Source organism: Phenylobacterium sp., assembly GCF_030651185.1.
Taxonomy (GTDB): Bacteria; Pseudomonadota; Alphaproteobacteria; order Caulobacterales; family Caulobacteraceae; genus Phenylobacterium.
This window is the reverse complement of sequence record NZ_JAUSCJ010000027.1, coordinates 1-24244: the sequence shown is the minus strand read 5'-3', so window position 1 is coordinate 24244 and position 24244 is coordinate 1. Positions and strand designations below refer to the sequence as shown.

39 protein-coding genes and 1 pseudogene are annotated in these 24244 nt (G+C 66.1%); 1 reads left to right on the top strand and 39 read right to left on the bottom strand.

What is annotated here, in order from left to right:
• Positions 1-72: 72 nt before the first annotated feature.
• The 38 genes from Q7J39_RS12680 to Q7J39_RS12495 all read right to left on the bottom strand — a co-directional run bounded on the left by Q7J39_RS12680 (position 73) and on the right by Q7J39_RS12495 (position 23137).
• A complete protein-coding gene (locus Q7J39_RS12680; protein ID WP_304825372.1) occupies positions 73-1323 on the bottom strand; it encodes a TCR/Tet family MFS transporter in 1251 nt (416 codons plus the stop codon).
• 57 nt (positions 1324-1380) lie between these two features.
• Positions 1381-1848, bottom strand: a complete 468-nt coding sequence (locus Q7J39_RS12675) for an SRPBCC family protein (RefSeq protein WP_304825368.1) — start codon at positions 1846-1848, stop codon at positions 1381-1383.
• Positions 1845-2177, bottom strand: a complete 333-nt coding sequence (locus Q7J39_RS12670) for a helix-turn-helix transcriptional regulator (RefSeq protein ID WP_304825365.1) — start codon at positions 2175-2177, stop codon at positions 1845-1847. The genes Q7J39_RS12675 and Q7J39_RS12670 overlap by 4 nt, the downstream gene beginning before the upstream one ends.
• A gap of 1 nt (position 2178) precedes the next feature.
• Positions 2179-2622, bottom strand: coding sequence for a VOC family protein (locus Q7J39_RS12665; protein WP_304825361.1), 444 nt, complete (start codon positions 2620-2622; stop codon positions 2179-2181).
• A gap of 11 nt (positions 2623-2633) precedes the next feature.
• Positions 2634-3083: a VOC family protein gene (locus Q7J39_RS12660; protein WP_304825358.1), complete on the bottom strand. Its 450-nt coding sequence runs from the start codon at positions 3081-3083 to the stop codon at positions 2634-2636.
• A gap of 54 nt (positions 3084-3137) precedes the next feature.
• Entirely contained in the window at positions 3138-4088 is a 951-nt protein-coding gene (locus Q7J39_RS12655; protein ID WP_304825355.1) for an alkaline phosphatase family protein, read from the bottom strand.
• The gene (locus Q7J39_RS12650) at positions 4037-4600 is read right to left on the bottom strand and encodes a hypothetical protein (protein WP_304825352.1); all 564 of its coding nucleotides are present in this window, start codon (positions 4598-4600) and stop codon (positions 4037-4039) included. The genes Q7J39_RS12655 and Q7J39_RS12650 overlap by 52 nt, the downstream gene beginning before the upstream one ends.
• Positions 4591-4929, bottom strand: coding sequence for a hypothetical protein (locus Q7J39_RS12645; protein WP_304825349.1), 339 nt, complete (start codon positions 4927-4929; stop codon positions 4591-4593). Before Q7J39_RS12645 ends, Q7J39_RS12650 begins: the two co-directional genes overlap by 10 nt.
• Positions 4930-5036: 107 nt before the next feature.
• Positions 5037-5453: a 50S ribosomal protein L17 gene (gene rplQ, locus Q7J39_RS12640; RefSeq protein ID WP_304825345.1), complete on the bottom strand. Its 417-nt coding sequence runs from the start codon at positions 5451-5453 to the stop codon at positions 5037-5039.
• A 212-nt stretch (positions 5454-5665) separates the two neighbouring features.
• Positions 5666-6682, bottom strand: a complete 1017-nt coding sequence (locus tag Q7J39_RS12635) for a DNA-directed RNA polymerase subunit alpha (RefSeq protein ID WP_304825341.1) — start codon at positions 6680-6682, stop codon at positions 5666-5668.
• A 79-nt stretch (positions 6683-6761) separates the two neighbouring features.
• Positions 6762-7151, bottom strand: coding sequence for a 30S ribosomal protein S11 (gene rpsK, locus Q7J39_RS12630; RefSeq protein WP_215340947.1), 390 nt, complete (start codon positions 7149-7151; stop codon positions 6762-6764).
• A gap of 12 nt (positions 7152-7163) precedes the next feature.
• Positions 7164-7532, bottom strand: a complete 369-nt coding sequence (gene rpsM, locus Q7J39_RS12625; protein ID WP_215340948.1) for a 30S ribosomal protein S13 — start codon at positions 7530-7532, stop codon at positions 7164-7166.
• A gap of 484 nt (positions 7533-8016) precedes the next feature.
• Entirely contained in the window at positions 8017-8586 is a 570-nt protein-coding gene (locus Q7J39_RS12620; RefSeq protein WP_304825334.1) for an adenylate kinase, read from the bottom strand.
• 64 nt (positions 8587-8650) lie between these two features.
• The gene (gene secY, locus Q7J39_RS12615; RefSeq protein ID WP_304825331.1) at positions 8651-10000 is read right to left on the bottom strand and encodes a preprotein translocase subunit SecY; all 1350 of its coding nucleotides are present in this window, start codon (positions 9998-10000) and stop codon (positions 8651-8653) included.
• A 110-nt stretch (positions 10001-10110) separates the two neighbouring features.
• Positions 10111-10599, bottom strand: coding sequence for a 50S ribosomal protein L15 (rplO, locus tag Q7J39_RS12610; RefSeq protein ID WP_293492201.1), 489 nt, complete (start codon positions 10597-10599; stop codon positions 10111-10113).
• Positions 10600-10710: 111 nt separating this feature from the next.
• Entirely contained in the window at positions 10711-10896 is a 186-nt protein-coding gene (rpmD, locus tag Q7J39_RS12605) for a 50S ribosomal protein L30 (RefSeq protein ID WP_215340952.1), read from the bottom strand.
• A 5-nt stretch (positions 10897-10901) separates the two neighbouring features.
• A complete protein-coding gene (gene rpsE / locus Q7J39_RS12600; protein WP_215340953.1) occupies positions 10902-11504 on the bottom strand; it encodes a 30S ribosomal protein S5 in 603 nt (200 codons plus the stop codon).
• A 10-nt stretch (positions 11505-11514) separates the two neighbouring features.
• Complete coding sequence (gene rplR / locus Q7J39_RS12595) at positions 11515-11874, bottom strand: 50S ribosomal protein L18 (protein ID WP_304825328.1); 360 nt, start codon at positions 11872-11874, stop codon at positions 11515-11517.
• Between the two features lie 3 nt (positions 11875-11877).
• A complete protein-coding gene (gene rplF / locus Q7J39_RS12590; protein WP_304825325.1) occupies positions 11878-12411 on the bottom strand; it encodes a 50S ribosomal protein L6 in 534 nt (177 codons plus the stop codon).
• A 1-nt stretch (position 12412) separates the two neighbouring features.
• The gene (rpsH, locus tag Q7J39_RS12585; protein ID WP_304825320.1) at positions 12413-12808 is read right to left on the bottom strand and encodes a 30S ribosomal protein S8; all 396 of its coding nucleotides are present in this window, start codon (positions 12806-12808) and stop codon (positions 12413-12415) included.
• A gap of 10 nt (positions 12809-12818) precedes the next feature.
• Positions 12819-13124 carry a 30S ribosomal protein S14 gene (gene rpsN, locus Q7J39_RS12580; protein WP_304825316.1) on the bottom strand — a complete coding sequence of 102 codons (306 nt, stop codon included), beginning with the start codon at positions 13122-13124 and terminating at the stop codon, positions 12819-12821.
• A gap of 21 nt (positions 13125-13145) precedes the next feature.
• Positions 13146-13706, bottom strand: a complete 561-nt coding sequence (gene rplE / locus Q7J39_RS12575; protein WP_215340958.1) for a 50S ribosomal protein L5 — start codon at positions 13704-13706, stop codon at positions 13146-13148.
• Complete coding sequence (rplX, locus tag Q7J39_RS12570; RefSeq protein ID WP_215340959.1) at positions 13699-14013, bottom strand: 50S ribosomal protein L24; 315 nt, start codon at positions 14011-14013, stop codon at positions 13699-13701. The genes rplE and rplX overlap by 8 nt, the downstream gene beginning before the upstream one ends.
• Positions 14013-14381, bottom strand: coding sequence for a 50S ribosomal protein L14 (gene rplN / locus Q7J39_RS12565; RefSeq protein WP_056018090.1), 369 nt, complete (start codon positions 14379-14381; stop codon positions 14013-14015). Before rplN ends, rplX begins: the two co-directional genes overlap by 1 nt.
• Positions 14382-14396: 15 nt before the next feature.
• On the bottom strand, positions 14397-14648 hold the full coding sequence (gene rpsQ / locus Q7J39_RS12560) for a 30S ribosomal protein S17 (RefSeq protein ID WP_215340960.1): 252 nt from the start codon (positions 14646-14648) through the stop codon (positions 14397-14399).
• Positions 14649-14660: 12 nt separating this feature from the next.
• Positions 14661-14855, bottom strand: coding sequence for a 50S ribosomal protein L29 (gene rpmC, locus Q7J39_RS12555; protein ID WP_215340961.1), 195 nt, complete (start codon positions 14853-14855; stop codon positions 14661-14663).
• Positions 14855-15286, bottom strand: coding sequence for a 50S ribosomal protein L16 (gene rplP, locus Q7J39_RS12550; protein ID WP_304825309.1), 432 nt, complete (start codon positions 15284-15286; stop codon positions 14855-14857). The genes rpmC and rplP overlap by 1 nt, the downstream gene beginning before the upstream one ends.
• 11 nt (positions 15287-15297) lie before the next feature.
• Complete coding sequence (gene rpsC / locus Q7J39_RS12545; protein ID WP_215340963.1) at positions 15298-16059, bottom strand: 30S ribosomal protein S3; 762 nt, start codon at positions 16057-16059, stop codon at positions 15298-15300.
• On the bottom strand, positions 16059-16439 hold the full coding sequence (gene rplV / locus Q7J39_RS12540) for a 50S ribosomal protein L22 (protein WP_304825306.1): 381 nt from the start codon (positions 16437-16439) through the stop codon (positions 16059-16061). Before rplV ends, rpsC begins: the two co-directional genes overlap by 1 nt.
• 1 nt (position 16440) lies before the next feature.
• Complete coding sequence (gene rpsS / locus Q7J39_RS12535; RefSeq protein WP_215340965.1) at positions 16441-16719, bottom strand: 30S ribosomal protein S19; 279 nt, start codon at positions 16717-16719, stop codon at positions 16441-16443.
• Positions 16720-16722: 3 nt separating this feature from the next.
• Positions 16723-17559, bottom strand: coding sequence for a 50S ribosomal protein L2 (gene rplB / locus Q7J39_RS12530; RefSeq protein ID WP_304825303.1), 837 nt, complete (start codon positions 17557-17559; stop codon positions 16723-16725).
• Positions 17560-17563: 4 nt separating this feature from the next.
• Positions 17564-17863 (bottom strand): 50S ribosomal protein L23, encoded by a 300-nt coding sequence (locus tag Q7J39_RS12525; protein ID WP_215340967.1) that lies wholly within the window; start codon positions 17861-17863, stop codon positions 17564-17566.
• A complete protein-coding gene (gene rplD / locus Q7J39_RS12520) occupies positions 17863-18501 on the bottom strand; it encodes a 50S ribosomal protein L4 (RefSeq protein WP_215340968.1) in 639 nt (212 codons plus the stop codon). Before rplD ends, Q7J39_RS12525 begins: the two co-directional genes overlap by 1 nt.
• Positions 18501-19256, bottom strand: coding sequence for a 50S ribosomal protein L3 (rplC, locus tag Q7J39_RS12515; RefSeq protein WP_304825300.1), 756 nt, complete (start codon positions 19254-19256; stop codon positions 18501-18503). Before rplC ends, rplD begins: the two co-directional genes overlap by 1 nt.
• Before the next feature lie 13 nt (positions 19257-19269).
• A complete protein-coding gene (rpsJ, locus tag Q7J39_RS12510; RefSeq protein ID WP_056730043.1) occupies positions 19270-19578 on the bottom strand; it encodes a 30S ribosomal protein S10 in 309 nt (102 codons plus the stop codon).
• Between the two features lie 322 nt (positions 19579-19900).
• Positions 19901-20653, bottom strand: a complete 753-nt coding sequence (locus Q7J39_RS12505; RefSeq protein ID WP_304825297.1) for a GIN domain-containing protein — start codon at positions 20651-20653, stop codon at positions 19901-19903.
• 74 nt (positions 20654-20727) lie between these two features.
• Positions 20728-21558: a GIN domain-containing protein gene (locus Q7J39_RS12500; RefSeq protein ID WP_304825293.1), complete on the bottom strand. Its 831-nt coding sequence runs from the start codon at positions 21556-21558 to the stop codon at positions 20728-20730.
• A 91-nt stretch (positions 21559-21649) separates the two neighbouring features.
• Positions 21650-23137, bottom strand: a complete 1488-nt coding sequence (locus Q7J39_RS12495; RefSeq protein WP_304825290.1) for an adenosine deaminase — start codon at positions 23135-23137, stop codon at positions 21650-21652.
• A gap of 143 nt (positions 23138-23280) precedes the next feature.
• Between Q7J39_RS12495 and Q7J39_RS12490 the strand changes: the two genes are divergently transcribed.
• Positions 23281-24027, top strand: coding sequence for a beta/gamma crystallin-related protein (locus tag Q7J39_RS12490; RefSeq protein ID WP_304825287.1), 747 nt, complete (start codon positions 23281-23283; stop codon positions 24025-24027).
• A 72-nt stretch (positions 24028-24099) separates the two neighbouring features.
• Here the strand turns inward: Q7J39_RS12490 and tuf are convergent.
• A pseudogene (tuf, locus tag Q7J39_RS12485) lies at positions 24100-24244 on the bottom strand (elongation factor Tu); the annotation flags it as partial.

The window sequence follows — 24244 nt, the reverse complement described above, 5'->3', positions numbered from 1 at the left end:
TGCCTAGGCCCTCATCGTCTCTGTCTGCGTCGTCGTCATGATCGCCTTACGGTAGAGACGTAACGCGTTCCGTCAAGCCGCCGCGGGCGCCACCGCCGGGGCGTGGGCCACCCGGACGCCAAGAGCCAGGGCGAGCAGCAGCAGGAAGGCCGCGAGATAGATGGCCAGGCCCGGCGCGTGCAGGGTCGCGTCGTGGCGGATCGACCAGGCGAAGATCAGGCCGAACATGATCGGCCCGATCACCGAGGCGATACCCTGCAGGCTCTGGTTGGCGCCCTGGAGCTGGCCCTGCTGGCTCGGCCCGACGCGTCGCGTCATCAGCCCCTGCAGGCCCGGCTGCATGAAGTTCAGCAGGGCGAAGACCGGGGCCGAGGCGATATAGATCCAGCCGTTGGGGGCGAAACCGTAGAGGGCGAAGCCCGCCGCCCCGCCGGCCGCGCCGAGCAGCAGGGCGCCGCGCTCGCCGATCTTCGCCACCACGGGCCCCACCAGCAGGGTCTGGACCCCCACCCCCAGCAGGCCGGTGGCCATCATGGTCAGGCCGATGATCCCGGGGCTCCAGCCATAGCGGTAGCCGGAATAGAGCACGAAGATCGAGGGCAGCACGGTGTGGGCCAGCTGGAACAGGAAGCCGACCCCGGCCAGCCCCAGCAGGTCCCCGTGCGCGCGCAGGAAGGTCAGGGACCCCACGGGATTGGCCCGCTTCCAGTCGAAGCGGGTGGTGCGCTTCTCCACCGGCAGTGACTCCGGCAGCACGAAATAGCCGTACAGCCAGTTGATCGCCGTCAGGCCGCCGGCCACCAGGAACGGCAGCCGCAGGTCGAACTCCGCCAGGAACCCGCCAAGCGCCGGCCCCACCAGGAAGCCGAAGGAAAAGGCCGAGCCCATCCAGCCAAAGGCCTTGGCCCGGTCCTGCGGCGCGGTGACGTCGGCCACATAGGCGTTGGCGGTGGAGAAGCTGGCCGCGGTCAGGCCGTTCAGCACCCGGCCCACGAACAGCCAGGCCAGGTTGGGGGCGAAGGCCATGAACATGAAGTCCACCGCCAGGCCAAACAGCGAGATCAGCAGCACCGGCCTGCGCCCGATCCGGTCGCTCAGCATCCCAAGGATCGGCCCGCAAAACAGCTGCATGATCCCCCAGACGCAGCCGAACACCACGTTCCACTGCGCCGCCTCGGCGGTGTCGCCGCCGGTGAAGCTCTTGATCAGGTTGGGCAGGACCGGGATCATGATCCCGAACGACACCGCGTTCATCAGGGCGCAGGCGAAGACGAAGCTGAACGCCGCCTTGCGGCCCGTGGCCGTGGGTGTCCCGTCGGTCATGATGTCCTATCCCCCTGCCGCGCATTTTGAAACAAAACCGGAACTCGCACAACCGGGTTAGGTCGCCGCGTCCCGCAGGGCCGCCAGCTGCGCCTGCCAGTATTCCGCCAGCCGCATAAGCAGCGCCTGGTCGGGGAAGCCGTGCCGCGCCGCGCTCGCCTTGGGGACCTGATCGAACCCGCGATGCTCGATACTGACCCGGGTCTCGTCGCCCACGGCCTCGAACCGCACCTCCACCTCTGTCTTGAGCTCCACCGGGAAGTTGGCCTGTCGCCAGGAGAATTCCAGTCGGTGCGGCGGCTCCCAGACGGTGATCCGGCCGATCTCGAACATCTTGCCCCCCGCCAGGGTCTCGGTCAGCCGGCCGCCCACTCCGGGCTCGAAGGCCAGGACGCCCGGCGCACGCGGCGTGGTCTGAAAGAGCGGATTTGGCTTCCACCATATCCCGATCTCGCCGACGAAGGCCGCGAACGCCCGCTCCGGCGCCGCCTTCACCCGCAGGGCCACGAAGACCTTGGAGGTCACGGCGCTTTCTCGACATGGGCCTTGAAGGCGACCAGCTGCTCGCTCCACAGCCGCTCGCTCTCCTCCAGCCAGCGCAGCAGATGCACCATGGGTTCAGGCCTCAGGGCATAGATGCGCACCCGCGCATCGAAGGGCGGATGGGACTCCTCCACCAGGCCGCTTTCCCGCAGGGTGCGCAGGTGGCGGCTCATGGCGGGGCCTGGCAGGCCGACCTCGCGGGCCAGCTCCCCGGCCTGGCGCGGCCTCTGGCTCAGCAGGTCCACCACCTGGCGGCGGTAGGGGTCTGCCAGGGCCGCCAGGGTACGGTCCAGCGCGGCGTTCGCGGCCAAGTCAGACCCAGCCCGTGATCTTCAGCCCGCTGGCGGCCTCGGCCGCCTCGCGGCTCACCACGGCGACGGTCTGCGACACGTTCCAGATGTGGCCCTCTGGATCGCGGCAACGATAGGTGCGGTCGCCATAGAACTGGGTCTCCGGCTCCGCATGGATTTCGGCCCCGGCGGCCCGGGCCCGGGCGCAATGGGCGTCGATGTCATCGTCGATCTGGAGGTTCACAGTCTGGGTGTTCTTGCCGCCGATCGACTTGGGGCTCTTGTGATCCTCGGTCCATTCCGCACCGACCATCACCATGCTGTCGCCGAAGCTGAGCTGGGAGTGGGCGACACCGCCCTCGGTGTCCTCCAGCAGCATGGTCAGCTCGAAGCCGAAGGCTTTCTGTAGCCAGTCGATGGCCGCCCTGGGGTCCTGATAAAACAGGGCCGAACTCATCCGCGCCATGGTCGTGCTCCTTAAAGTGAGGTTGCGATGTCGTGGCCCGTGGCCCTGGCCTGCTCGTCGGGGCTGAGCACGGTCACGGTCTGGCCGAAGGACCAGGGATGATCCTCCAGATCCCGGCAGGTATAGACCCGGTCGCCATAGGCTTGGGTCTCGGGTTCCCGGTCGATCCTGGCGCCCGCCGCCCGCGCCCGCTCGCAGTGGGCGTCGATCCCCTCGCGCAATTGCACATGCACCGACTGGGTGGCCCGGCCGCCGAAGGCGACGGGAGCGGTGGCCTTCTCGCGGGGCGGGCCCACCACCATCACCACCCCGCCCTCGATCATGGTCTCGGCGTGCATCACCCCGCCCTGCCCGTCGTCCACCACCAGGGCGGTCTCGAAACCGAAGGCCGTTTCCAGCCAGGCCAGCGCCGTGCGGGGATCGCGGTACCAGATCACCGGACTGATGGCGGGACGGGTCATGGCAGGTCTCCGGAATTAAATTCTCAGTTCCAGAATATTTCTATATTTTGACAATTACCTGTCAAGCGCCCGCTTCAGGCCCGACAGCCTCCCGTCGGTCTTCTCCACCGTCAAGTTCAGCAACCGCGCCACCAACGGATAGACATCGACATTGTCCGTGGTGCGCAGCTTCACCCCGTGGCGGATATTGGGACCATGGGCGACGAACACCGCGGCCATCTCAGGCGCATAGGGATCGAAGCCGTGCGCCCCACCCTTGATCGGCGCCTTGGCGACCGCGGCCCGCGTGATGATCATCCACCCCGTCCGCGGCAGGCAGAAGATCGGCGGAATGCGGCGATGGCTCCCGAAGTGGTGGCGGGCCGGGATCTCGCCCTTGCGCCAGCAGGTCATGTTGTCGTGCCGCCGCAACAGCGCCGCCTCCACCTCCGCCTCGCGGCCCGGCGCCGGAACCACGGTCATGAAGGCGCCCATGGCGACGCGCCGCGCCGCGCTCTCGGCCAGCATGTCCTCGACATAGATGGCCCGTTCGGGCGAAACCGGCGCCATGCCGTGATCGGCGGTGATCACCAGGCCGTTACTGTCGGGCCCGTCATGGTGTCCCGCCGTATCGGTCTCGTCGAAATAGAGGCTGATGAAGCCGGGCCGCCTTTCGACCGGCAGGTCCAGCCAGGCCAGCACCTGGTCCACCCGGGCCTCGGCGCTCACCTCCTGGTCGAAGGTCAGCCAGTAGGTCGGCTGCGCGCCCTGGATGGCTGTCTCCGACCCCGGCCAGAAGACGCTGGCGGCGATCACCCCCTGCCGCTCCGCAGTCACCCACAGCGGCGTGGCGTCATTCCACCAGCGCGGGTCCTTCACCGTGGTCCGGTCGGACAGCCTGAAGGTCACCCCCGGGATCAGGGGGTCGACCATCACATTGTCCACCAGGCCGTGGCGGTCGGGCCGCAGCCCGGTCACCAGGGTGTAGTGGTTCGTATAGGTCTTGGACGGAAACGACGGCCGCACCGCCCCCCTCGCCCCGTCCGCCGCGGCACGCTCTTGGAGCCCAGGGTCAAACAGGCGCCGAACACGCCAGGCTCCAGGCGCGCCCCGGCGGCCTTGGGCCCCGCCCGCACCGCGTCCCTCTGCCGGCGCAGGACGTCGTCCAGGGAGAGCTTGCCTGCACTGGCCACCCGCACCGCCCGGTCCCAGCGCAGGGCCAGCAGGCGACCCCGGTCGTAGGGCGACTGCTGGGCGTCCGGGTTTGTCCAGAACTCCGCCATCACCTGATCGGCGGTGAAGTTGCGGGCCGGCGAGCCGGCATAGCGGGTCAGGACCTCGTTGTAGCGAGCGACGAAATCCTCCAGCGACCAGATCCCCGAGGCCAGCAGCGCCCGGCTGGCATAGAACTCCGTGAACCCCTCGCTGAACCAGTAGTCGCGGGCCTCATCCTGCAGCGGCAGGCCGCCTACCTGGTTGGGGATCCAGCTGTGCATGTACTCATGGGCCAGGAAGTGGGGGTCCTTGGTCAGGTCCACATTGGTCGTCGCCTCGATGGCGAAGGCGTCGCTCCTTCCCGTGCCCGTGGCCGATTGCCCGCCACCGCCTCGCCGCCCGGATCGAGCTGGGCGCCCTCCACCCTCAGGCCCGAGACCAGGCGCCAGAGCTTCTCCCCCTCGGCCCACTGGCTGGGCAGTTCCAGGTCGGTGACGCCATCGGCGTCGCCGGCGAACCGCATCTCGACGGAAAGCGCGCTGAGCGCCCCATGATCGACAACCGGTGTCAGCCGATACGCCACCGGCGCCTGCGCGGCGAACGCCCCGCTGGCCGCGAAAACCATCGCAGCCACCACAATCCAAGCCCGCATGAGCCCTCCTTTTGCTCGGGGAATCTTAGCCGCGAGCGTGGGCGCTCAGAACGCAAAAACCCCGGACATTGCTGTCCGGGGTTTCTGAACTTGGATGGCCGTTAGGCTCAGTCCTCGGTGAAGGAATTTTCCTGCACCGGGCCCGAGTCCTTGCCCTTTTCGGACGGATCGCGGTCGACGAACTCGATCACGGCCAGGGCCGCGTTGTCGCCGTAGCGGAAGCCGGCCTTGAGCACGCGGATATAGCCGCCGTTGCGGGCCTTGTAGCGCGGGCCGATGACGGCGAAGAGCTTGCCGACCTGTTCGACGTCGCGGACCTTGCTGATGGCCTGACGGCGCGCATGCAGGTCGCCGCGCTTGGCCAGCGTCACCAGCTTCTCGACCACGGGGCGAAGCTCCTTGGCCTTCGGCAGGGTGGTCACGATCTGCTCGTGCTTGATCAGGCTCGCCGCCATGTTGGCGAACATCGCGGTCCGGTGGGCGGAGGTCCGACCCAGTTTGCGGTGGGCTTTACCGTGGCGCATCTCATATCTCCTGGACCGTCTGGCCCGTTGGACGCTTCCGGTCTCCGGAAAGCCGCCCTACCTGATCAAGTCCCAGCCTGCTCCCGCCTGGGTCAACACGAAGCGCCGGGGCCCTCCACCGCGGTTGCGGCTTCACCAGGCCCGTGCCGCTGAAAGCGGCCCGAAGTCAGCGCGACGAGCGGCGGGCGAAGGGCCCAACCGCTCAAATCTTCCTACATCTGGTCCTCGAACTTCTTCGCCAGCTCTTCGATGTTTTCCGGCGGCCAGTTCGGCACGTCCATGCCGAGATGCAGGTTCATGCCCGCGAGCACTTCCTTGATCTCGTTCAGCGACTTGCGCCCGAAGTTCGGGGTGCGGAGCATTTCCGCTTCCGTCTTCTGGATCAGGTCGCCGATGTAGACGATGTTGTCGTTCTTCAGGCAGTTGGCCGAGCGGACCGAGAGTTCCAGCTCGTCGACCTTCTTCAGCAGCGCCGGGTTGAACGGCAGTTCCGGCTTGGCCTCGCCTTCGACCTTCTTCTTCGGCTCTTCGAAGGTGATGAAGATCTGCAGCTGGTCTTGCAGGATGCGGGCGGCATAGGCCACCGCGTCAACCGGCGAGATGGCGCCGTTGGTTTCGACTTCCATGATCAGCTTGTCGTAGTCGAGGCTCTGGCCCTGACGGGTCGGCTCGACGCGATAGGCGACGCGCTTGACGGGCGAATAGAGGCTGTCCACGGCGATCAGGCCGATGGGGGCGTCTTCCGGACGGTTCTGCTCGGCCGGGACGTAGCCCTTGCCGTTCTGCACGGTGAACTCCATGCGCACCTGGGCGCCGTCGTCCAGGGTGCACAGGATGTGGTCGGGGTTCAGGATCTCGATGTCGGAGCCGGCATCGATCTGGCCCGCGGTCACCGTGCCGGGGCCGGTGGCGCGCAGGGTCATGCGCTTGGGGCCTTCCGCGTGCATGCGCAGGGCCAGTTGCTTGATGTTCAGAACGATGTCGACCACGTCTTCCCGCACGCCTTCCAGCGAGGAGAATTCATGCACGACGCCGTCGATCTGCACGGCTGTCACAGCAGCGCCTTGCAGCGAGGATAGAAGTACGCGGCGCAGGCTGTTGCCCAGGGTCACGCCAAAGCCACGCTCGAGAGGTTCGGCCACCAGACGCGCCTTGCGGTTCGCGTCGGCGCCGGTCTCGATCAGCGGCTTCTCGGGACGGATGAGCTCGTTCCAGTTTCTTTCGATCACGGATAGGTGTCCCTCGAACGCAGGATCGCCGGACGCGGCTTACGCGGTCCGGCGAAGGGGGATAGCAGTACTTCGGTACTCAGACGCGCCGACGCTTGGGCGGGCGGCAACCGTTGTGCGGAATCGGGGTCACGTCGCGGATGGTGGTGATCGTCATACCCACCGACTGCAGCGCGCGAAGCGCCGATTCACGGCCGGAACCCGGACCGGAAACGTTCACTTCAAGGGTCTTCACGCCGTGCTCGGCGGCCTTCTTGCCCGCGTCCTCAGCCGCCATCTGGGCGGCATAGGGAGTGGACTTCCGGGAACCCTTGAACCCCATCGTACCGGCGGAGGACCACGAGATGGTGTTCCCCTGGGCGTCGGTGATGGTGATCATGGTGTTGTTGAACGAGGCGTTCACGTGCGCCACGCCCGAGGTGATGTTCTTGCGTTCGCGACGTTTAACGCGCGCCGGTTCCTTGGCCATCGACTAGCTTTCTTACTTCTTCTTGCCGGCGATCGGCTTGGCCGGGCCCTTGCGGGTCCGAGCGTTCGTGTGGGTGCGCTGGCCGCGGACCGGCAGGCCCTTACGGTGACGCAGGCCGCGATAGCAGGCCAGGTCCATAAGACGCTTGATGTTGACCGCCGTCTCGCGACGCAGGTCGCCTTCCACCGTGTAGTCACGGTCGATGGCTTCACGGATTTGCAGCACCTCGGCGTCCGTCAGCTGGTTGACGCGACGAGCGTCTTCGATGCCAACCTTCTGGACAATCTCGGCGGCTTTCGCCTGGCCGATGCCGTGGATGTACTGAAGCGCGATAACGACGCGCTTGTTAGTCGGGATGTTTACGCCGGCGATGCGGGCCACTTGGGGTATTCTCCTGGTCACGCAGAGAAGCGCGAACAACGCCCCGACCCAAGATGGGATACGGCACGTCCCTCGCGCGTTTCGCGGAAGCGGCCCGTTATAGGGACAGTTGCGTTTCCGTCAATGCCGGAAGCGCGGGAAAATGCCCTTCTTTCGGCTCTCGCGCGCCGACCGGGCCCGCCCCCAAGGCCCATATGGGGGAATGACCTGATGTTCAGTTGATTTTCGCGGCCAAAACAAGTCGCCGATGCGTGATCGGCCGGCGAATACGGCGTTTTCGAATCGATTCGGCGCGGAGTTCGGGGGATTCGCCCTCCCCCTGCCCTCTGACCGTCATCCTCGGGCTTGTCCCCAGGATCCACGATCTCGGACGTGCAGGGCGAGAACGCATAACGCCGCCCGCGCCAAGTCTGGCGGGGCGGCGTCTATGGATCCTGGGGACAAGCCCGAGGGTGACGAATGTTGGGTTAGCCTGAGCGGCCCCCTAGCGCGGGGCGTCCAGGGCCTTGTCGATCGCGTCGGCGACCACATCGATGGCCCCCATGCCGTCCACCTCCACCAGCTTCTCCTGCGCCTGGTAATAGGGCAGCAGCGGCGCGGTGTTGTCGTTATAGGCCGCCAGGCGGACCTTGAAGCTTTCAGGATTGTCGTCGGGGCGGCCTGACTCGGCGAAGCGGCCGGCGATCCGTTGGGTCAGGGCCGCGTCATCCACCTTCAGGCGGATCACAAGGTCGATCTTCTTGCCGCGCTTGGCCAGCATTGCGTCCAGGGCCTTGGCCTGGGCGATGGTGCGCGGGAAGCCGTCGAAGATCGCGCCGCCGGCGGCCTCGGTCTCGGGCAGCCGCTCCTCGATCAGCGCGATGACGATGTCATCGGTCACCAGCTCACCACGCTCCATCACGCCGGACACCCGTTTGCCGAGCTCCGAGCCCGAGGCGATGGCGGCGCGCAGCATGTCGCCGGTGGAAAGCTGGACCATATTGCGGCCATCCATCAAGCGCTTGGCCTGGGTGCCCTTGCCGGCGGCCGGCGGTCCGAACAGAATCAAATTCATGACTTAAATGTCCCCTCCCCGCAGGCCATCCCCATGACCTGCGTCAAATTCGGTGGCGCGAGCTTTAGCGCCCGCGTCCGCCTCGCAGCTTCGACTTCTTGATGAGGCCCTCATATTGGTGGGCCAGAAGATGCGACTGGATTTGGGTCACGGTGTCCATCGTCACGCTCACCACGATGAGGATCGAGGTGCCGCCCAGATAGAAGGGCGCGTTGTAGAAGGCGATCAGCGCCTCCGGCAGCAGGCAGACGACGGTGATATAGGCCGCGCCGACGACGGTCAGGCGGGTCAGGACAAAGTCCAGATACTCCGCCGTGCGCTTGCCGGGCCGAATGCCGGGCAGGAAGCCGCCGTACTTGCGCAGGTTCTCCGCGGTGTCGTCCGGATTGAACACGACCGAGGTGTAGAAGAAGCAGAAGAACACGATCAGGGCGCCGTACAGCACCATGAAGGCCGGGCGGCCATGCTGGAGCTGGCCCACCACGGTGGGCATCCACTGCAGGTAGGCCGGCAGGTCGGCATTGGCCAGGAAGCTCATGGCCGTCGCCGGCAGCAGCAGCAGGGACGAGGCGAAGATCGGCGGGATCACGCCCGCGGTGTTGATCTTCAGCGGCAGGAACGAGGTGTCGCCGCCGAACATGCGGTTACCCTGCTGGCGCTTTGGATACTGCACCAGCAGCCGCCGCTGGGAGCGTTCCATGAAGACGATGACCAGCACCACGGCGACGGCCAGGAAGGCGATCAGGAACAGCGCGATGCCCGGCAGGGCGCCGGTGCGGGTCATGGAGAACATCTGGAAGATGCCGCGCGGCAGCACCGCCACGATCCCCGCGAAGATGATCAGCGAGACGCCATTGCCGACCCCGCGGCTGGTGATCTGCTCGCCCAGCCACATCAGGAACAGGGTGCCGCCGGTCAGCGTCACGACCGTGGACACCAGGAAGAAGACGCCGGGATTGTTCACCAGGCCCGGGCTGTTCTGCAGCCCGACCGCGATCCCGAAGGACTGCAGCAGCGCCAGCAGCACGGTCAGGTAGCGGGTGTACTGGTTCAGGGTCTTGCGGCCCGCCTCCCCGCCTTCCTTGCGCAGCTTTTCCCAGGGCGGATAGACCGTCCCCAGCAGCTGCACGATGATCGAGGCCGAGATGTAGGGGCCGACGTTCAGGGCGAAGATCGCCATCCGCTCCACGGCGCCGCCGGAGAACATGTTGAACATGCCCAGGATGCCCTGGGACTGGCCCTGGAAGGCGCTGGAGAAGGCGTTGATGTCGATGCCCGGGATCGGGATGTAGGTCCCCAGCCGGTACACCACCATCGCCATGATGGTGAAGGTGATGCGCTTGTGGAGCTCCGTCGCCTTGGCGAAGGCGCCGAAGTTCATATTGGCGGCGAGCTGTTCGGCGGCCGAAGCCATAGGGTACCCCGAAGCTTTAAGACCGGTCGTACATAGGGCGTCCGACCGGCGGTGTCATCTGGCGTGGCCGTCCCCTCCCCGGCTGGGGAGGGACGGATCCAGGCGAGCCTTTAGGCTTCGGCCGATTCGGCGGCGGCCGGGGCCGTCGTCGTGATCTTGCCGCCGGCCTTTTCGACCGCGGCCTTGGCCGCGGCGGAAGCCGAATGGACGGTGATGTCGAGCTTGGAGGTCAGTTCGCCCTTGCCCAGCAGGCGGACGCCGTCGAGTTCACGGCGCACGATGCCCGAGGCGATCAGCACGGCCGCGTCGATGGGCTTGCCGGCGTCGAGCTTGCCGGCGGCGATCGCCTGCTCGAGACGCCAGAAGTTCACCTCGGCGAACTTCAGCGCATTCGGATTGTTGAACCCGCGCTTGGGCATGCGCATGTGCAGCGGCATCTGGCCGCCTTCGAAGCCGGCGATGGCGACGCCGGAGCGCGCCTTCTGGCCCTTGACGCCGCGGCCGCCGGTCTTGCCCTTGCCGGAGCCTTCACCGCGGCCAACGCGCATGCGGTTCTTGGTGGAGCCTTCGCGCGGCTTCAGTTCATTGAGCTTGGTCATGTGACGCCTCTCCTTGGAGATCAATCGCCGGGCGCTCGCCCGACTCGGCTGATGGAAATGTCAGAAGGGCGGCGCAAGCGCCGCCCTTCGAAGTCTTGTTGCCTAAGGCTATTAGGCCTTGGTCTCGACCACTTCAAGCATGTGGGCGACCTTGGCGATCATGCCGCGCACCGAAGGGGTGTCTTCCAGGGTGGAGACACGGCCCATCTTGTTCAGGCCCAGGCCCACCAGGGTGGCGCGCTGGTCCTTGGTCCGCCGCAGCGGACTGCCGGTCTGACGAACAGTGACAGTAGCCATGGGATCTATTCTCCGTCGCCGGCGGCGCTGGCGCCGTCGGCGCGGCGGCCGATCACGTCAGCGACCTTCTTGCCGCGCTTGGCGGCGACCTGGCGGGGCGAAGACTGAGCCTTCAGCGCCTCGAAGGTCGCGCGCACCATGTTGTAGGGGTTGGACGAACCGACCGACTTGCCGACCACGTCCTGGACGCCCAGGGTTTCCAGAACCGCGCGCATCGGACCGCCGGCGATGACGCCGGTGCCCGGAGGCGCCGAGCGGACCATGACCTTGCCGGCGCCCCAACGGCCATTGCCGTCGTGGTGCAGGGTGCGGCTCTCGCGGAGCGGCACACGGATCATCGTCTTCTTGGCTTCTTCAGTCGCCTTGCGGATCGCTTCCGGCACTTCACGGGCCTTACCGTGACCGAAGCCGACGCGGCCCTTCTGGTCGCCGACGATCATCAGGGCGGCGAACGAGAAACGACGGCCCCCCTTCACGGTCGCGGCGACGCGGTTGATGTGCACCAGTTTCTCGACGATGTCGGAATCGGCGCGTTCTTCAGCGGGGTTGCCGCGGTTGCGGTCGCGACGGTTGCCGTCGCCGCCGCCTTGTGAGTTTCCACGAGCCATCTGCGTACCCCTAGAAGTTCAGGCCGGCTTCGCGCGCGGCGTCGGCGAGGGCCTTGACCCGGCCGTGGTAAATGTAGCCGCCGCGATCGAAGACGACGTCCTTGACGCCTTTTTCAATGGCGCGCTGGGCGACCAGGGCGCCGACGCGGGCGGCGGCGTCCTTGTCCGAGCCCTTGACCTTCTTGTCGTCGCCTTCCAGCGAGGACGCGGCGGCCAGGGTCACGCCGCGAGCATCATCGATGATCTGGGCGTAGATTTGCTTGGACGAGCGGAAGACCGAAAGACGCGGGCGGCCATTGGCCAGCGAGCGCAGGCGGATGCGCGTGCGTTCGGCGCGGCGCTTGGCGGTGTCACGAGGAGTAAGAGCCATGACCTACTTCTTCTTGCCTTCCTTGCGACGGACCACTTCGCCCGCATAGCGGACGCCCTTGCCCTTGTAGGGCTCGGGGGGCCGGAGCCCACGGATCTGCGAGGCGATCTCGCCAACGACCTGCTTGTCGATGCCGCTGATCTTGATTTCGGTTTGCTTGGGCACCACGAAGGTGATCCCGGCCGGCGGAGGCACATCCACGTCGTGGCTGAAGCCGAGCTGCATCGAAAGGGCGTCGCCCTTCATCGCGGCGCGATAACCGACGCCCACCAGTTCGAGAGTCTTCTCGAAACCGGTGGTGACACCTTCGACCATGTTGCTGACCAGGGTGCGCGAGAGGCCCCACATGGCCTGGGCCCGGGTGCTCTCGACCGCCTTGGTCAGGTTGAGCTCAGCGCCCTCCTGCTTGACCAGGATTTCTTCGGGCAGGGTCCAGGAGAGTTGGCCCTTGGGCCCCTTCACCTCAACCGTCTGACCGGAGATGGTGACCGTCACCCCAGAGGGGACGGCGACCGCCTTCTTTCCGATACGGGACATTCTAGTAGACCCTGCAGAGGACTTCGCCGCCCACGTTCGCGTCACGCGCGGCGGTGTCGGACATGACGCCCTTGGGCGTCGACAGGATCGAGATCCCAAGGCCGTTCTTCACGGGCTTCAGATCAGAGATCGACGAATAGACGCGACGGCCAGGCTTCGAAACGCGGCGGATTTCCACGATGACCGGCTGGCCGTCGAAGTACTTCAGCTCGATTTCGAATTCCGGGAAGGCGCCGGGCTGCTGCACCAGGTGGTAGCCGCGGATGTAGCCTTCGTCGGCCAGCACATCGAGGACGCGCGCGCGCATCTTCGAGGCCGGGCACATGACTTTCGAACGGCCGCGGGTCGCGGCGTTCTTGATGCGGGCGATCATATCGCCAACGGGGTCGTTCACCATGAGACCCTCCTCACCAGCTCGACTTCACGAGGCCAGGAATCTGGCCATTCGATCCCAGATCGCGCAGGGCGATCCGGCTCATACGCAGCTTGCGGTAATAGGCCCGCGGACGCCCCGTGATCTCGCACCGGTTACGGATGCGGGTCTTGGACGAGTTGCGCGGCAGTTCGGCAAGCTTGAGGCGAGCTTCGAAGCGTTCTTCGAGGGGCAGGCTCTCATTGTTCGCGATCGCCTTCAGCGCGTCGCGCTTGCCGGCGAATTGCTTCACCAGCTTCTTGACCATCTCGTTGCGGTTTACGGCGCTTTTCTTAGCCATCTGTTCTTTCCTTCCCGCCGGTTACGCTTGAACGAACGGGAATTGGAATTCCTTGAGAAGCGCGCGCGCTTCGTCGTCGGTCTTCGCTGTCGTGGCGACGATGATGTCCATGCCCCACATTTGATCGATCTGGTCGTAGTTGATCTCCGGGAACACGATGTGCTCCTTCAGACCCATGGCGTAGTTGCCACGACCGTCGAACGAGGTCGGCTTCAGGCCCCGGAAGTCCTTCACCCGCGGCAGAGCGATGGTGATCAGACGGTCCAGGAACTCGTACATGCGGTCCGCACGAAGGGTGACCTTCGCGCCGACAACCATGCCTTCACGCAGCTTGAAGCCGGCGATGGAGTTGCGAGCCTTGGTCGGCAGCGGCTTCTGGCCGGCGATCGCCGCCAGGTCCGCGATGGCCGAGTTGACCTTCTTGGAGTCGGCCACAGCCTCGCCGATACCCATGTTCAGGACGATCTTGTCCAGCTTGGGGATCTGCATCTCGTTGGTATAGCCGAACTGTTCCTTCATCGCCGCGCGGATGCGCTGGCGATAATCGGACTTCAGCCGCGGCTCGTAAGCTTGCTCAGCCATTGATCACCTCACCGGTCGTCTTGGCGACGCGGACCTTCTTGTCGCCATCGACACGGAAACCGACGCGGGTCGGCTTGCCCTTGGAGTCCACGATGGCGACGTTCGAGACGTGCAGCGCGGCTTCCTTGCTCTTGATACCGCCCTGGGGATCGGCTTGGGTCGGACGGGTGTGACGCTGAACCAGGTTCAGGCCTTCCACGACGACGCGCTCTTCCTTGGGCATCACCTTCAGGACGGCGCCTTGGCGGCCCTTGTCCTTCCCGGCGAGGATCACGACGCGATCCCCCTTCTTGATCTTCGCGGCCATTACAGCACCTCAGGCGCGAGGGAGATGATCTTCATGTGGTTCTTGGCGCGCAGTTCACGGGGAACCGGGCCGAAGATCCGCGTGCCGATCGGCTCGCTTTGCTTGTTCACGATCACGGCCGCGTTCTTGTCGAACCGGATCACCGAGCCGTCCTTGCGCTTGATGGCCGAGGACGTGCGCACGACGATGGCTTGAAGGACGTCGCCCTTCTTCACCCGGCCGCGCGGAATGGCTTCCTTGACGGAGACGACGATCTTGTCGCCCACGCCGGCGTAACGACGGCCAGCGCCGCCGAGCACCTTGATGCACATCACACGACGCGCGCCGGAGTTGTCGGCGACTTCGAGGTTAGTCTGCATCTGGATCATGGGATCAGACCTTCCTTACGAGCCCTGGACAGCGGCGGCCTTAGGCAGCGCTTCCCAGGTCTTGGTTTTCGATTTCGGCGCGCATTCGATGATGCGGACGATTTCGCCGGCCTTGTAGACGTTGGCTTCGTCATGGGCGTGGTACTTCTTCGACCGGCGGACGGTCTTCTTCAGCACCGGATGCAGGAAGGTCCGTTCGACCTTCACCACGAGCGTCTTGTCACCCTTGTCGGAGACGACGACGCCTTCGAGAATTCGCTTAGGCATGTGTCGTTCTCCTTAAGCCGCAGCCTGCTTGGCGCGCAGGATGGTCTTGATCCGCGCGATGTCCTTGCGGACCTCGTTGGAGCGGTGGGTCTTCTCGACCTGACCCGTGGCGGCCTGGAAGCGCAGGTTGAACTGCTCTTTCTTCAGGTTCAGCAGGGACTCGGCGAGCTGGTCGGGCGTCATGCCCCGGACGTCATCAATCTTCATCACGCGGCCTCCGCCACGGGGGCTTCGATGCGCGTGACGATGCGGGTCTTCACGGGAAGCTTGGCCGCGCCGAGGCGCAGGGCTTCACGAGCCACATCGTCGGGCACGCCGTCGATTTCAAACATGATCCGGCCCGGCGCGACGCGCGCGGCCCAGTACTCAACAGCGCCCTTACCCTTACCCATCCGGACTTCGGCGGGCTTGTCGGTGACGGGAACGTCCGGGAAGATCCGGATCCAGACCCGGCCCTGACGCTTCATCTGACGGGTGATCGCGCGGCGGGCCGCTTCGATCTGACGCGCGGTGATCCGCTCGGGTTCAATGGTCTTCAGACCGTAGGAGCCGAAGTTCAGCGTGAAGCCGCCCTTCGAGTTCCCGTGGATCTTGCCCTTGAACTGCTTGCGGTACTTGGTTTTCTTAGGTGACAGCATAGCTCTGGATCCTACGCTCCGGCCTGGTCGCGACGGTCACGGCGCGGGCCACGGTCAGGACGGTCGCCCGAACGATCACGTCCGCCACCTTCGCCGGCCGGGCCGGATTCAGTGGCCAGGCGCTTGTCCAGGGCCATCGGGTCATGATCGAGGACTTCACCTTTGAAGACCCAGACCTTCACGCCGATGATGCCGTAGGTGGTCTTGGCTTCGGTGACGCCGTAGTCGATGTCCGCGCGCAGGGTGTGACGCGGCACGCGACCTTCGTGATAGCTTTCCGTCCGCGCGATTTCCGCGCCGCCGAGGCGGCCGGCCACTTCAACGCGCATCCCCTTGGCGCCCAGACGCAGTGCGCTTTGCAGCGAACGCTTCATGGCGCGGCGGAAGGCGATCCGGCGTTCCAGCTGCTGGGCGATGTTCTCGGCCACCAGTTGAGCGTCGGTTTCGGGCTTGCGGATCTCGACGATGTTCAGGTGAACCTCGCCGTCAGTGATCGTGTTGACGTCCTTGCGGAGCTTGTCGATGTCCGCACCCTTCTTGCCGATGATCACGCCAGGGCGCGCGGCATAGATGGTGATGCGGCACTTCTTGTGGGGACGCTCGATGATGATGCGCGAGACGCCGGCCTGATAGAGACGCTTCTTCAGCATCTTACGGACCTTGATGTCTTCGTGCAGCAGCTTGCCGTATTCCGGACCGTCGGCGAACCAGCGGCTGTCCCAGGTACGGTTGATGCCGAGGCGAAGCCCGACCGGATTTACTTTCTGACCCATCAGGCAGCCTCACCCAGTTCGCGGACCACGATGGTGATCTCGCTGAACGGCTTCTCAATGCGCGACGCACGACCGCGGGCGCGGGCGGCGAAACGCTTCATGACCAGGTTCTTGCCCACGAAGGCCTCGGCGACGATCAAGGAGTCGATGTCGAGGTTGTGGTTGTTCTCGGCGTTCGAGATGGCCGAGGCGAGCGCCTTGCGGACATCCTGAGCGATGCGCTTGGGGCTGAACTCGAGTTCGTTCAGGGCCCGCTGCACCTTGAGGCCGCGGATCGACTGAGCGACCAGGTTCAGCTTCTGGGCCGAGGTGCGCAGGGTGCGGACCTTGGCCATCGCTTCGGTGCCTTCGAGGCGGCGGGGTTTCGCTTGCTTGGACATGCTACTTCCTCTTCGCCTTCTTATCGGCGGCGTGGCCGGGGAAGTACCGGGTGGGGGCGAACTCACCGAGCTTCATCCCAACCATGTCTTCGCTGATCAGCACGGGAACGTGCTTCTGGCCGTTGTGAACCCCAAACGTCAGGCCGACGAACTGCGGCATGATGGTGGAGCGGCGCGACCAGGTCTTGATCACGTCCTTGCGGCCCGAACCCTGAGCGGTTTCGGCCTTTTTGATCAGGTATCCGTCGACAAACGGACCTTTCCAGACGGAACGGGTCATGGATTAACGAGCCTTCCGAGCGTGGCGCGAGCGGATGATGTACTTATCCGTCGTCTTGTTGGTGCGGGTCCGGGCGCCCTTGGTCGGCTTGCCCCACGGGGTAACCGGGTGACGACCGCCCGAGGTGCGGCCTTCGCCGCCGCCGTGGGGGTGATCGACGGGGTTCATGACGACGCCGCGGACGTGCGGGCGGAAGCCCATGTGACGCGTGCGACCGGCCTTACCCAGCACCTGGTTCATGTGATCCTGGTTGGACACCGCGCCGACCGTGGCCATGCAGGTGTCCTGGACCATCCGAAGTTCACCGGAACCCAGGCGGACCTGGGCGTAGCCGGCGTCGCGGCCGACCAGCTGGGCGTAGGCGCCGGCGGACCGGGCGACCTGGCCACCCTTGAGGGGCTTCAGCTCGATGTTGTGGATGATCGTGCCGATGGGCATGCCACGAAGCGGCATGGCGTTGCCCGGCTTCACGTCGGCCTTCTCGGAGGCGATCACCTGGTCGCCCACCTTCAGGCGTTGCGGCGCCAGGATGTAGGACAGCTCGCCGTCCTCATACTTGATCAGCGCAATCCAGGCGGTGCGGTTGGGGTCGTACTCCAGGCGCTCGACGGTCGCGGGCACGTCCCACTTGCGGCGCTTGAAATCGATGGTCCGATAGAGGCGCTTGGCGCCGCCGCCGCGGAAGCGGACAGCGATACGGCCACCGCCGCCACGACCGCCGGACTTGGTCAGGCCCTGAACCAGGGACTTGACCGGGCCGCCCTTGTGGAGCTCGGACTTGTCGACCAGCACCAGGCTACGACGGCCCGGCGAAGTCGGATTGTAATGCTTCAGAGCCATCTGCTTAGAGCCCCGTGGTGATGTCGATCGACTGGCCTTCGGCCAGGGTCACGACAGCTTTCTTGACGTCCGAGCGACGGCCCGGACGGCCCCGGAAGCGCTTGGTCTTGCCCTTGACCACCAAGGTGTTGACCTTGGTGACCGTGACTTTGAACAGCGCTTCGACGGCGGCGGCGATTTCGTCCTTGGTCGTGTCCATGGCCACGCGGAAGACGACCTTGTTCTGCTCGGAGAGCAGGGTGGCCTTCTCGGTGATCACGGGCGACAGGATCGCGTCGTAGTGGCGGGCGACGGGATTAGCCATCACGCGGCCTCCTTCTCGGCGAAGCGGGCGTTGATCGCATCCACCGCGTCCTTGGTAAGGACCAGCGTATGGCGACGCAGCACGTCGTAGACATTCAGACCGGCGTTCGGCAGCACATCCACGTTGGGAATGTTGCGGGCGGCCAGGGCGAAGTTGTTGTCCACTTCGGCGCCGGCGATGATCAGCGCGTTCTTCAGGCCCATGGTGTCGAACTGGGCGCGAAGCGCGGCGGTCTTCGGATCGGTCAGCACCGCGGCGTCCAGGACGACCAGCGAGCCGGTCTTCACCTTGGACGACAGCGCATGGCGCAGGGCCAGGGCGCGGAACTTCTTGGGCAGGTCGAAGGCGTGGCTGCGGACCACGGGACCGTGGGCCTTGGCGCCGCCGACGAACTGAGCGGCACGGCGCGAACCGTGACGAGCGCCGCCGGAGCCCTTCTGCTTGTACATCTTCTTGCCCGTACGAGAGACCTCGTTGCGGACCTGGATCTTGTGGGTGCCGGCGCGGCGCTTGGCGAGCTGCCAAGTGACCATGCGCTGGAGGATGTCCCCACGGATCTCGTCGATGCCGAACACGGCGTCGGACAGTTCGATCGAACCGCCCTTGGCGCCGTCAAGTTTGATGACGTCGAGTTTCATTATTCTGCGCCCTCGGCTGCGGGGGCTTCGGCCGAGGCCTCTTCCACCGGCGCCGCGTCAGCGGCGGGAGCGACCTGGCCAGCCTTGCGGAAGCCGCCGGGAACCGGGGCTTCAGCCGGACGGGCCGACTTGATGGCGTCGCGGATCTTTACGTAGGTTCCCTCGGTGCCGGGAACCGCGCCCTTGATCAGGATCAGGCCGCGTTCGACGTCGATGCGCCAGACCGAGACGTTCAGGGTGGTGACGGTTTCCTGGCCGAGGTGGCCAGCCATCTTCTTGCCCTTGAAGGTCTTGCCCGGGTCCTGACGTTGACCGGTGGAGCCGTGCGCACGGTGAGACACCGACACCCCGTGGGTGGCGCGCATGCCGCCGAAGTTCCAGCGCTTCATGGCGCCGGCGAAGCCCTTACCGACCGTCTTGGCCGTCACATCGACCTTTTGGCCGGGGACGAAGTGGTCAGCGGTGAACTCGGCGCCGACGTCGATGAGGTTGTCCTCAGTGACGCGGAACTCGGCCAGCTCGTGCTTGGGCTCAACTTCGCCCTTGGCGAAGTGACCACGCATGGCCTTGGAAGTGTTCTTGGCTTTCTTGACGCCGGCTCCGAGTTGGAGGGCGACATAGCCGTCTTTATCCTGGGTCCGATGAGCGGTGACCTGACAGCCTTCGAGGCTGAGGACGGTCACCGGCACATGGGTTCCCGCTTCATCGAAGAAGCGCGCCATGCCCAGTTTCTTGGCGATCACGCCGGTACGCATCGACCGATCCCCTCTAGAGCTTGATCTCGACGTCCACGCCGGCGGACAGGTCGAGCTTCATGAGCGCGTCCACGGTCTGCGGGGTGGGGTCGACGATATCGAGCACGCGCTTGTGCGTGCGGATTTCGAACTGCTCGCGCGACTTCTTGTCGATGTGCGGCGAACGGTTGACGGTGAATTTTTCGATGTGCGTCGGCAGGGGGATAGGCCCCCGCACGGTCGCGCCGGTGCGCTTAGCCGTATTGACGATCTCGCGCGTGGAATGATCCAGCACGCGGTGATCGAAGGCCTTGAGCCGGATGCGGATGTTCTGACGATCCATATCGCTCTTCAATTTCCCCTACAGACGAGGTCCGTCCGCGTGACTTTGACCATTTCAAAGACCAACCCAAACGCCCCTCAAGAGAGACGCTCGTACGCGTAAGTCCGCTAAAAACGAGATAGGCCCGCGCGAAAGACTTCCGCGAGGGCCCCGCCCAGCTTCCCGATTTCTCGGTCGGCTGGGTCGTTCCGCGAACCGCGTCTGCGCTTCAAATCACTTCGAAGCGCACAGCCGATCCAACAGGAGGCGCGTCTATACGTGTGCGACTCGGCCTCGTCAAGGCCAGCAACAGCCCCGGTTCAGGAAGTTTTGGAGGGCGGCCTCAGTAGCAGGACAGGCCGCTGCAGAACTTTTTGCCCTTGGGTCGGCCCCACGTCACGTCGCCGTCCCCGTCATAGGAGACATTGGCCTGTCCGGCCAGCAGACGCACGTTGATGCGGCCCGATCCGTTCATCTTGGCGTTCAGGACGCCGGCGGTTCCGCGGTCGTCGATGCGGCCCGAACCGTTCATCACCAGGGTGGCGCTGGTGACCACCCCCTGCCCCACCACCACGCGCCCGGCGTCCTCCACCGTGGCGGTCAGCCGGCCGTCCACATGGCTGGCGATCACCTGCCCCGGCCCGGCCTGGGTGGCGCTCAGGCTGCTGGAGAGCGACCCCAGCCGCCAGGTCCCGCAGCCGGAGGCCGAGAGCTTCAACGCCCTGCCCGCGCCCGTCTGACCATAGATGGCGCCCTTGGAGACGATCTCGGCGTCCAGGGGAACCCGGACGGTGAGCATGGGAAGATCCTTGAGGGCGATGGTCTGGCCCCAGCGGCTTACCCCGGTGGCCTGGCACGAATAGCCGAACAGCCACGGGATGTTCTGTTCGAACCAGGAGCTGGCGCCGGTCACCCGGGCGCTGCCGCCGGCCACCGGATGGATGGCCAGGCGCGCGTCGGCCTCCAGGGCCATGTCCTGGCGCGCCTCGGGGATAACAATGACCCGGGCGGCCGGCGCCTCGATGGTGAGAACCGGCCTTGCGGCGGCCAGGGTCGGCAGGGCCAGGGCGATCGTGAGACTGAGGAGAAACTTCATGGCCCGATCAGGTCACATAAGTTTACAACTGTAAATCCCATCGCCTCGATGAACCACTTCACGCGGCGCCCAAACTAGCCGACGCTGACATTGCCCGAGCCGACGACCGCCTTGGAAACCTCGCCGGTGACGGACTTCACATGCACATCGCCGGAGCCGGCGATCTTGGCCTTCAGGCTCCCGGCCACGCCGCCGAAGTCGACATTGCCAGATCCCGCGACCGAGGCGTTCACCTCGGTGGCCCTCCCGCTGCGGATGCTGACGTCGCCGGAGCCGGCGATCTTCACGGTCAGCGGCCCGGAGATCGAGGTGACGCTGACGTCGCCCGAACCGGCCACCGAGATCTCCAGCCCGCCGCTGATCGCCTGGGTCCCCACGTCGCCCGAACCCGCCACCCGCAGCACCGCCTCGCCCGAGTCCCCGGTGTGGGTGTCGCCCGAGCCGGCGACATTGATGTTCATCTTCCCCGCCACATTGCCGACCGTCCAGTCACCGCAGCCGGCGTTGGACAGCTCCAGGCTGGCGGTCTTGCCCACCGACCCGAACACCGCGCCGCCGGCCTCGACCTTGGCGTCCCTCGGCATCCGGACCACGATCTGGGGCATGTCGTCATAGGCGATGTCGCCGATCCCGGCGACATAGACCCGCGCCTTGCCGCCCCCGCCGTGGCAGCTCTTGATCTTCCGATCGAGGTTCCCGTCGACGATGGTCTTGGCGCCCATGCTGCGGACCTCAAGCGGCAGGCTGGGATTGGTGGTCAGGAACTCCACCTTGATGTCCTGCCGGTCCTCCGGGATCACCACTACCCGGGCCACGGCGTCCTTCACCTCCACAGTCGCGGCATTGGCGGCGCCGGCGACCAGGGCCAGGGCGGACGCGGCGGTCAGAACGGTCAGAAGACGCATGTCGGTCTCCTCCTCTTGTTGAGCAGTCTTGAGGTGAACCTAGACGCCGGCGCGGGCCCGATCAGCTTAATTCGGGGTCATGACACCGAGGTCATCTTGCGGCCGCCTCGAAGGCCGCCAGCAACCGCTCATGCCGCCACTGCTCGCGGGCCTTGTCGCTGGCGCCGATCAGGTCGGCGCAGCGGCCAGGCTTCGGCTCGGCCTTGCCAATCTGCCCGGCGCAGGCCTTGGCCGGACGGCGATAGGCGCCCGGATCGGCCCAGAGCCCCTCCCCGGTCAGGAAGGAGAAGGCGATGGCGTTGCGCGCCGAGGCCTTGAGGTCGGCATAGCTCGCCCCCTCGTCGGCGGCGCGGGCATACTCATGCGACAGGTCGATCCGCAGGATCCCCGCGTCGTCGGTCGACAGGCTCACCGGCACCCCGCGCCGCCGCAGCCAGGCATAGGGGTGGGCCTTGCCCGAGACCCCCAGGATCGCGTGGTTGGAGGAGAGATTGACCTCCACCAGGATACCCTTGGCGGCCATCTCGGCGGCCAGACCCTCGGCATCGGTTTCCAGCGGCAGATCGACGCCGTGGCCGATGCGCCGGGCGCCCGCCACCCGCACCGCCTCGGCGATGTGGTAGCGCAGCTCCTCGGGCGTGGCATAGGCCATCGTGAGCTCCCCGGCGTGCAGGGCGGCCTTGGCCGTCCGACCATGGTCGGTCAGGAAGTCCACCATCCGCATGTGCAGACTGTAGTGGGTGATCGCCAGCGGATGATCCTCCGGCGCCACCATCTGCAGGCCGACCCATCGCTTGTCGGCGGCCACCAGGGCGACCCCCAGCTGCAACTGGGCGAAGGTCTGTTCCGGTGGGGCGACGCGGCTGGTCTGCACCAGGTAGCGCACCGTCACCTGGCACCCCGGCAGGGCGGCTTGCGTGTCGCACTTCATCAGGCTGCGGGCGCGGGTCTCCATGGCGTCAGTCTCGGCGATGGCGGCCGTGACCAGGGCCTCCAGGCCCGCCGCGCTGTTGGCGGCCTTCTGGGCGGCGAGGTCCCCGCCCTTCCAGCCCACCTGAGCGCCCTTGGCGCGGCTGGCGAAGCCCTGCGGCGTCACCATGGCCTCCAGATAGAAGGTGTTCTGCCGCGCCAGGTTGTCGGCCACATTGGCCAGCATGTCCCCGTCACGCCGGGCGCCCGCCGCGCCGAAGCGGCCAAAGGCGCCGAAGAACTGGTCGTGCCCCGAGCGGTCCAGGAAGTCTGGGCGGCGCACCGAGAAGCTGTCGATCATCGCGGCGCGCAGGATCTCGTCGGTCTTGATCGCGCTGGCGGGCTTCAGGTCCTCGCCAGCCTGGCAGGGCGGCGTGACCGAGAGCGTCTTCACATTGATGCACAGGCCGTCCTCAACGGACCAGGCCAGCAAGGTTTCGGCAAAGATCGCCCCTGAGACGTGGTTGTGCAGTTCGCCGCCCTTGGGCATGGCCCGGGTGAAGGCGGTCAGCTCGCCGCCCGTCATCTTCGCCACATCCGGCGCGGCCTGCGCGCCGTGGGCCACGAGGGCCAGGGCGGTCGCCGCCGCAGCCCAGAATCTCCGGATCATTCGCCCCGCTCCTTTGCCGCAAGCGGCCCGAGCCGGGCGCGCAAGTCAAGGGCGCCTCCGGCGTAGGCGACACCTTGGACTTTTCGTCTCGCCCACCCCGCCCTAGGGTGGCGTCAGGGACGTTTCACAATCGAGAGCGCAGAATGAAAATCGGGGCATGGATTGCGGGGTCGGCCGCCGGCGTTGGCGCGGCCGCCTTGGGCATTGCGGCGCTGGGCGGAGCCCAGGCGCAGGGTTACAATGCGCCGCCGCCAGGCAGCTACTGGCAGAGCTGCCAGAAGGTGCGCGTCGTGGGCACGGTCGAGCCGATACTGCTCGCCGAATGCCGTGACCGCAGCGGCCGCTACCGCAGCTCCAGCCTCGAGTTCGAGGATTGCCGCAGCGAGATCACCAACCAGGACGGGCAACTCGCCTGCCTGAAGGGCGGTCGGAATGGCGGCTGGCAGGGTGGCGGCTACGGCGGCTATCAAGGCGGCGGATACCAGGGTGGCGGCTATCAAGGCGGCGGATACCAGGGTGGTGGATACCAGGGCGGCGGCTATCAGGGCGGCGGCTACGGCAACGGCGGCTACCAGGGCGGCGGTTACAACAGCGGCGGCTATGGGAACAACAACGGCGGCTATGAACGCCCCCGGCCCACCGGCGGCGTGATCACCCTCTTTGACGGGATCGGGTACGCCGGCGCCGGCTTCCGGGCCACCAGCGAAATCACCAACCTGCCCAAACAGTACAACGACCGCGGCCTGAGCCTGAAGATCGAGCGCGGCGAGTGGGAAGTCTGCACGGACAAGGACTTCGGCGGCCGCTGCCAGACCTTCCGCAAGGACGTGTCGGACCTCAACCAGGTCGGCATGGCCTACGCCATCACCTCCATGCGGCAGGTTCGATAGCCCATAAGAAAAGGGCCGCCCGGGTTCCCCCGGACGGCCCTGATCTTGGGTCGTTCGTTTAGGCGGTGAGGCCTACTCGACGATCTTGGCCACGACGCCGGCGCCGACGGTGCGGCCGCCTTCGCGGATGGCGAAGCGCAGGCCCTGGTCCATGGCGATCGGGGTGATCAGCTCCACGTCCAGTTCAGCGTTGTCGCCCGGCATGATCATTTCCACG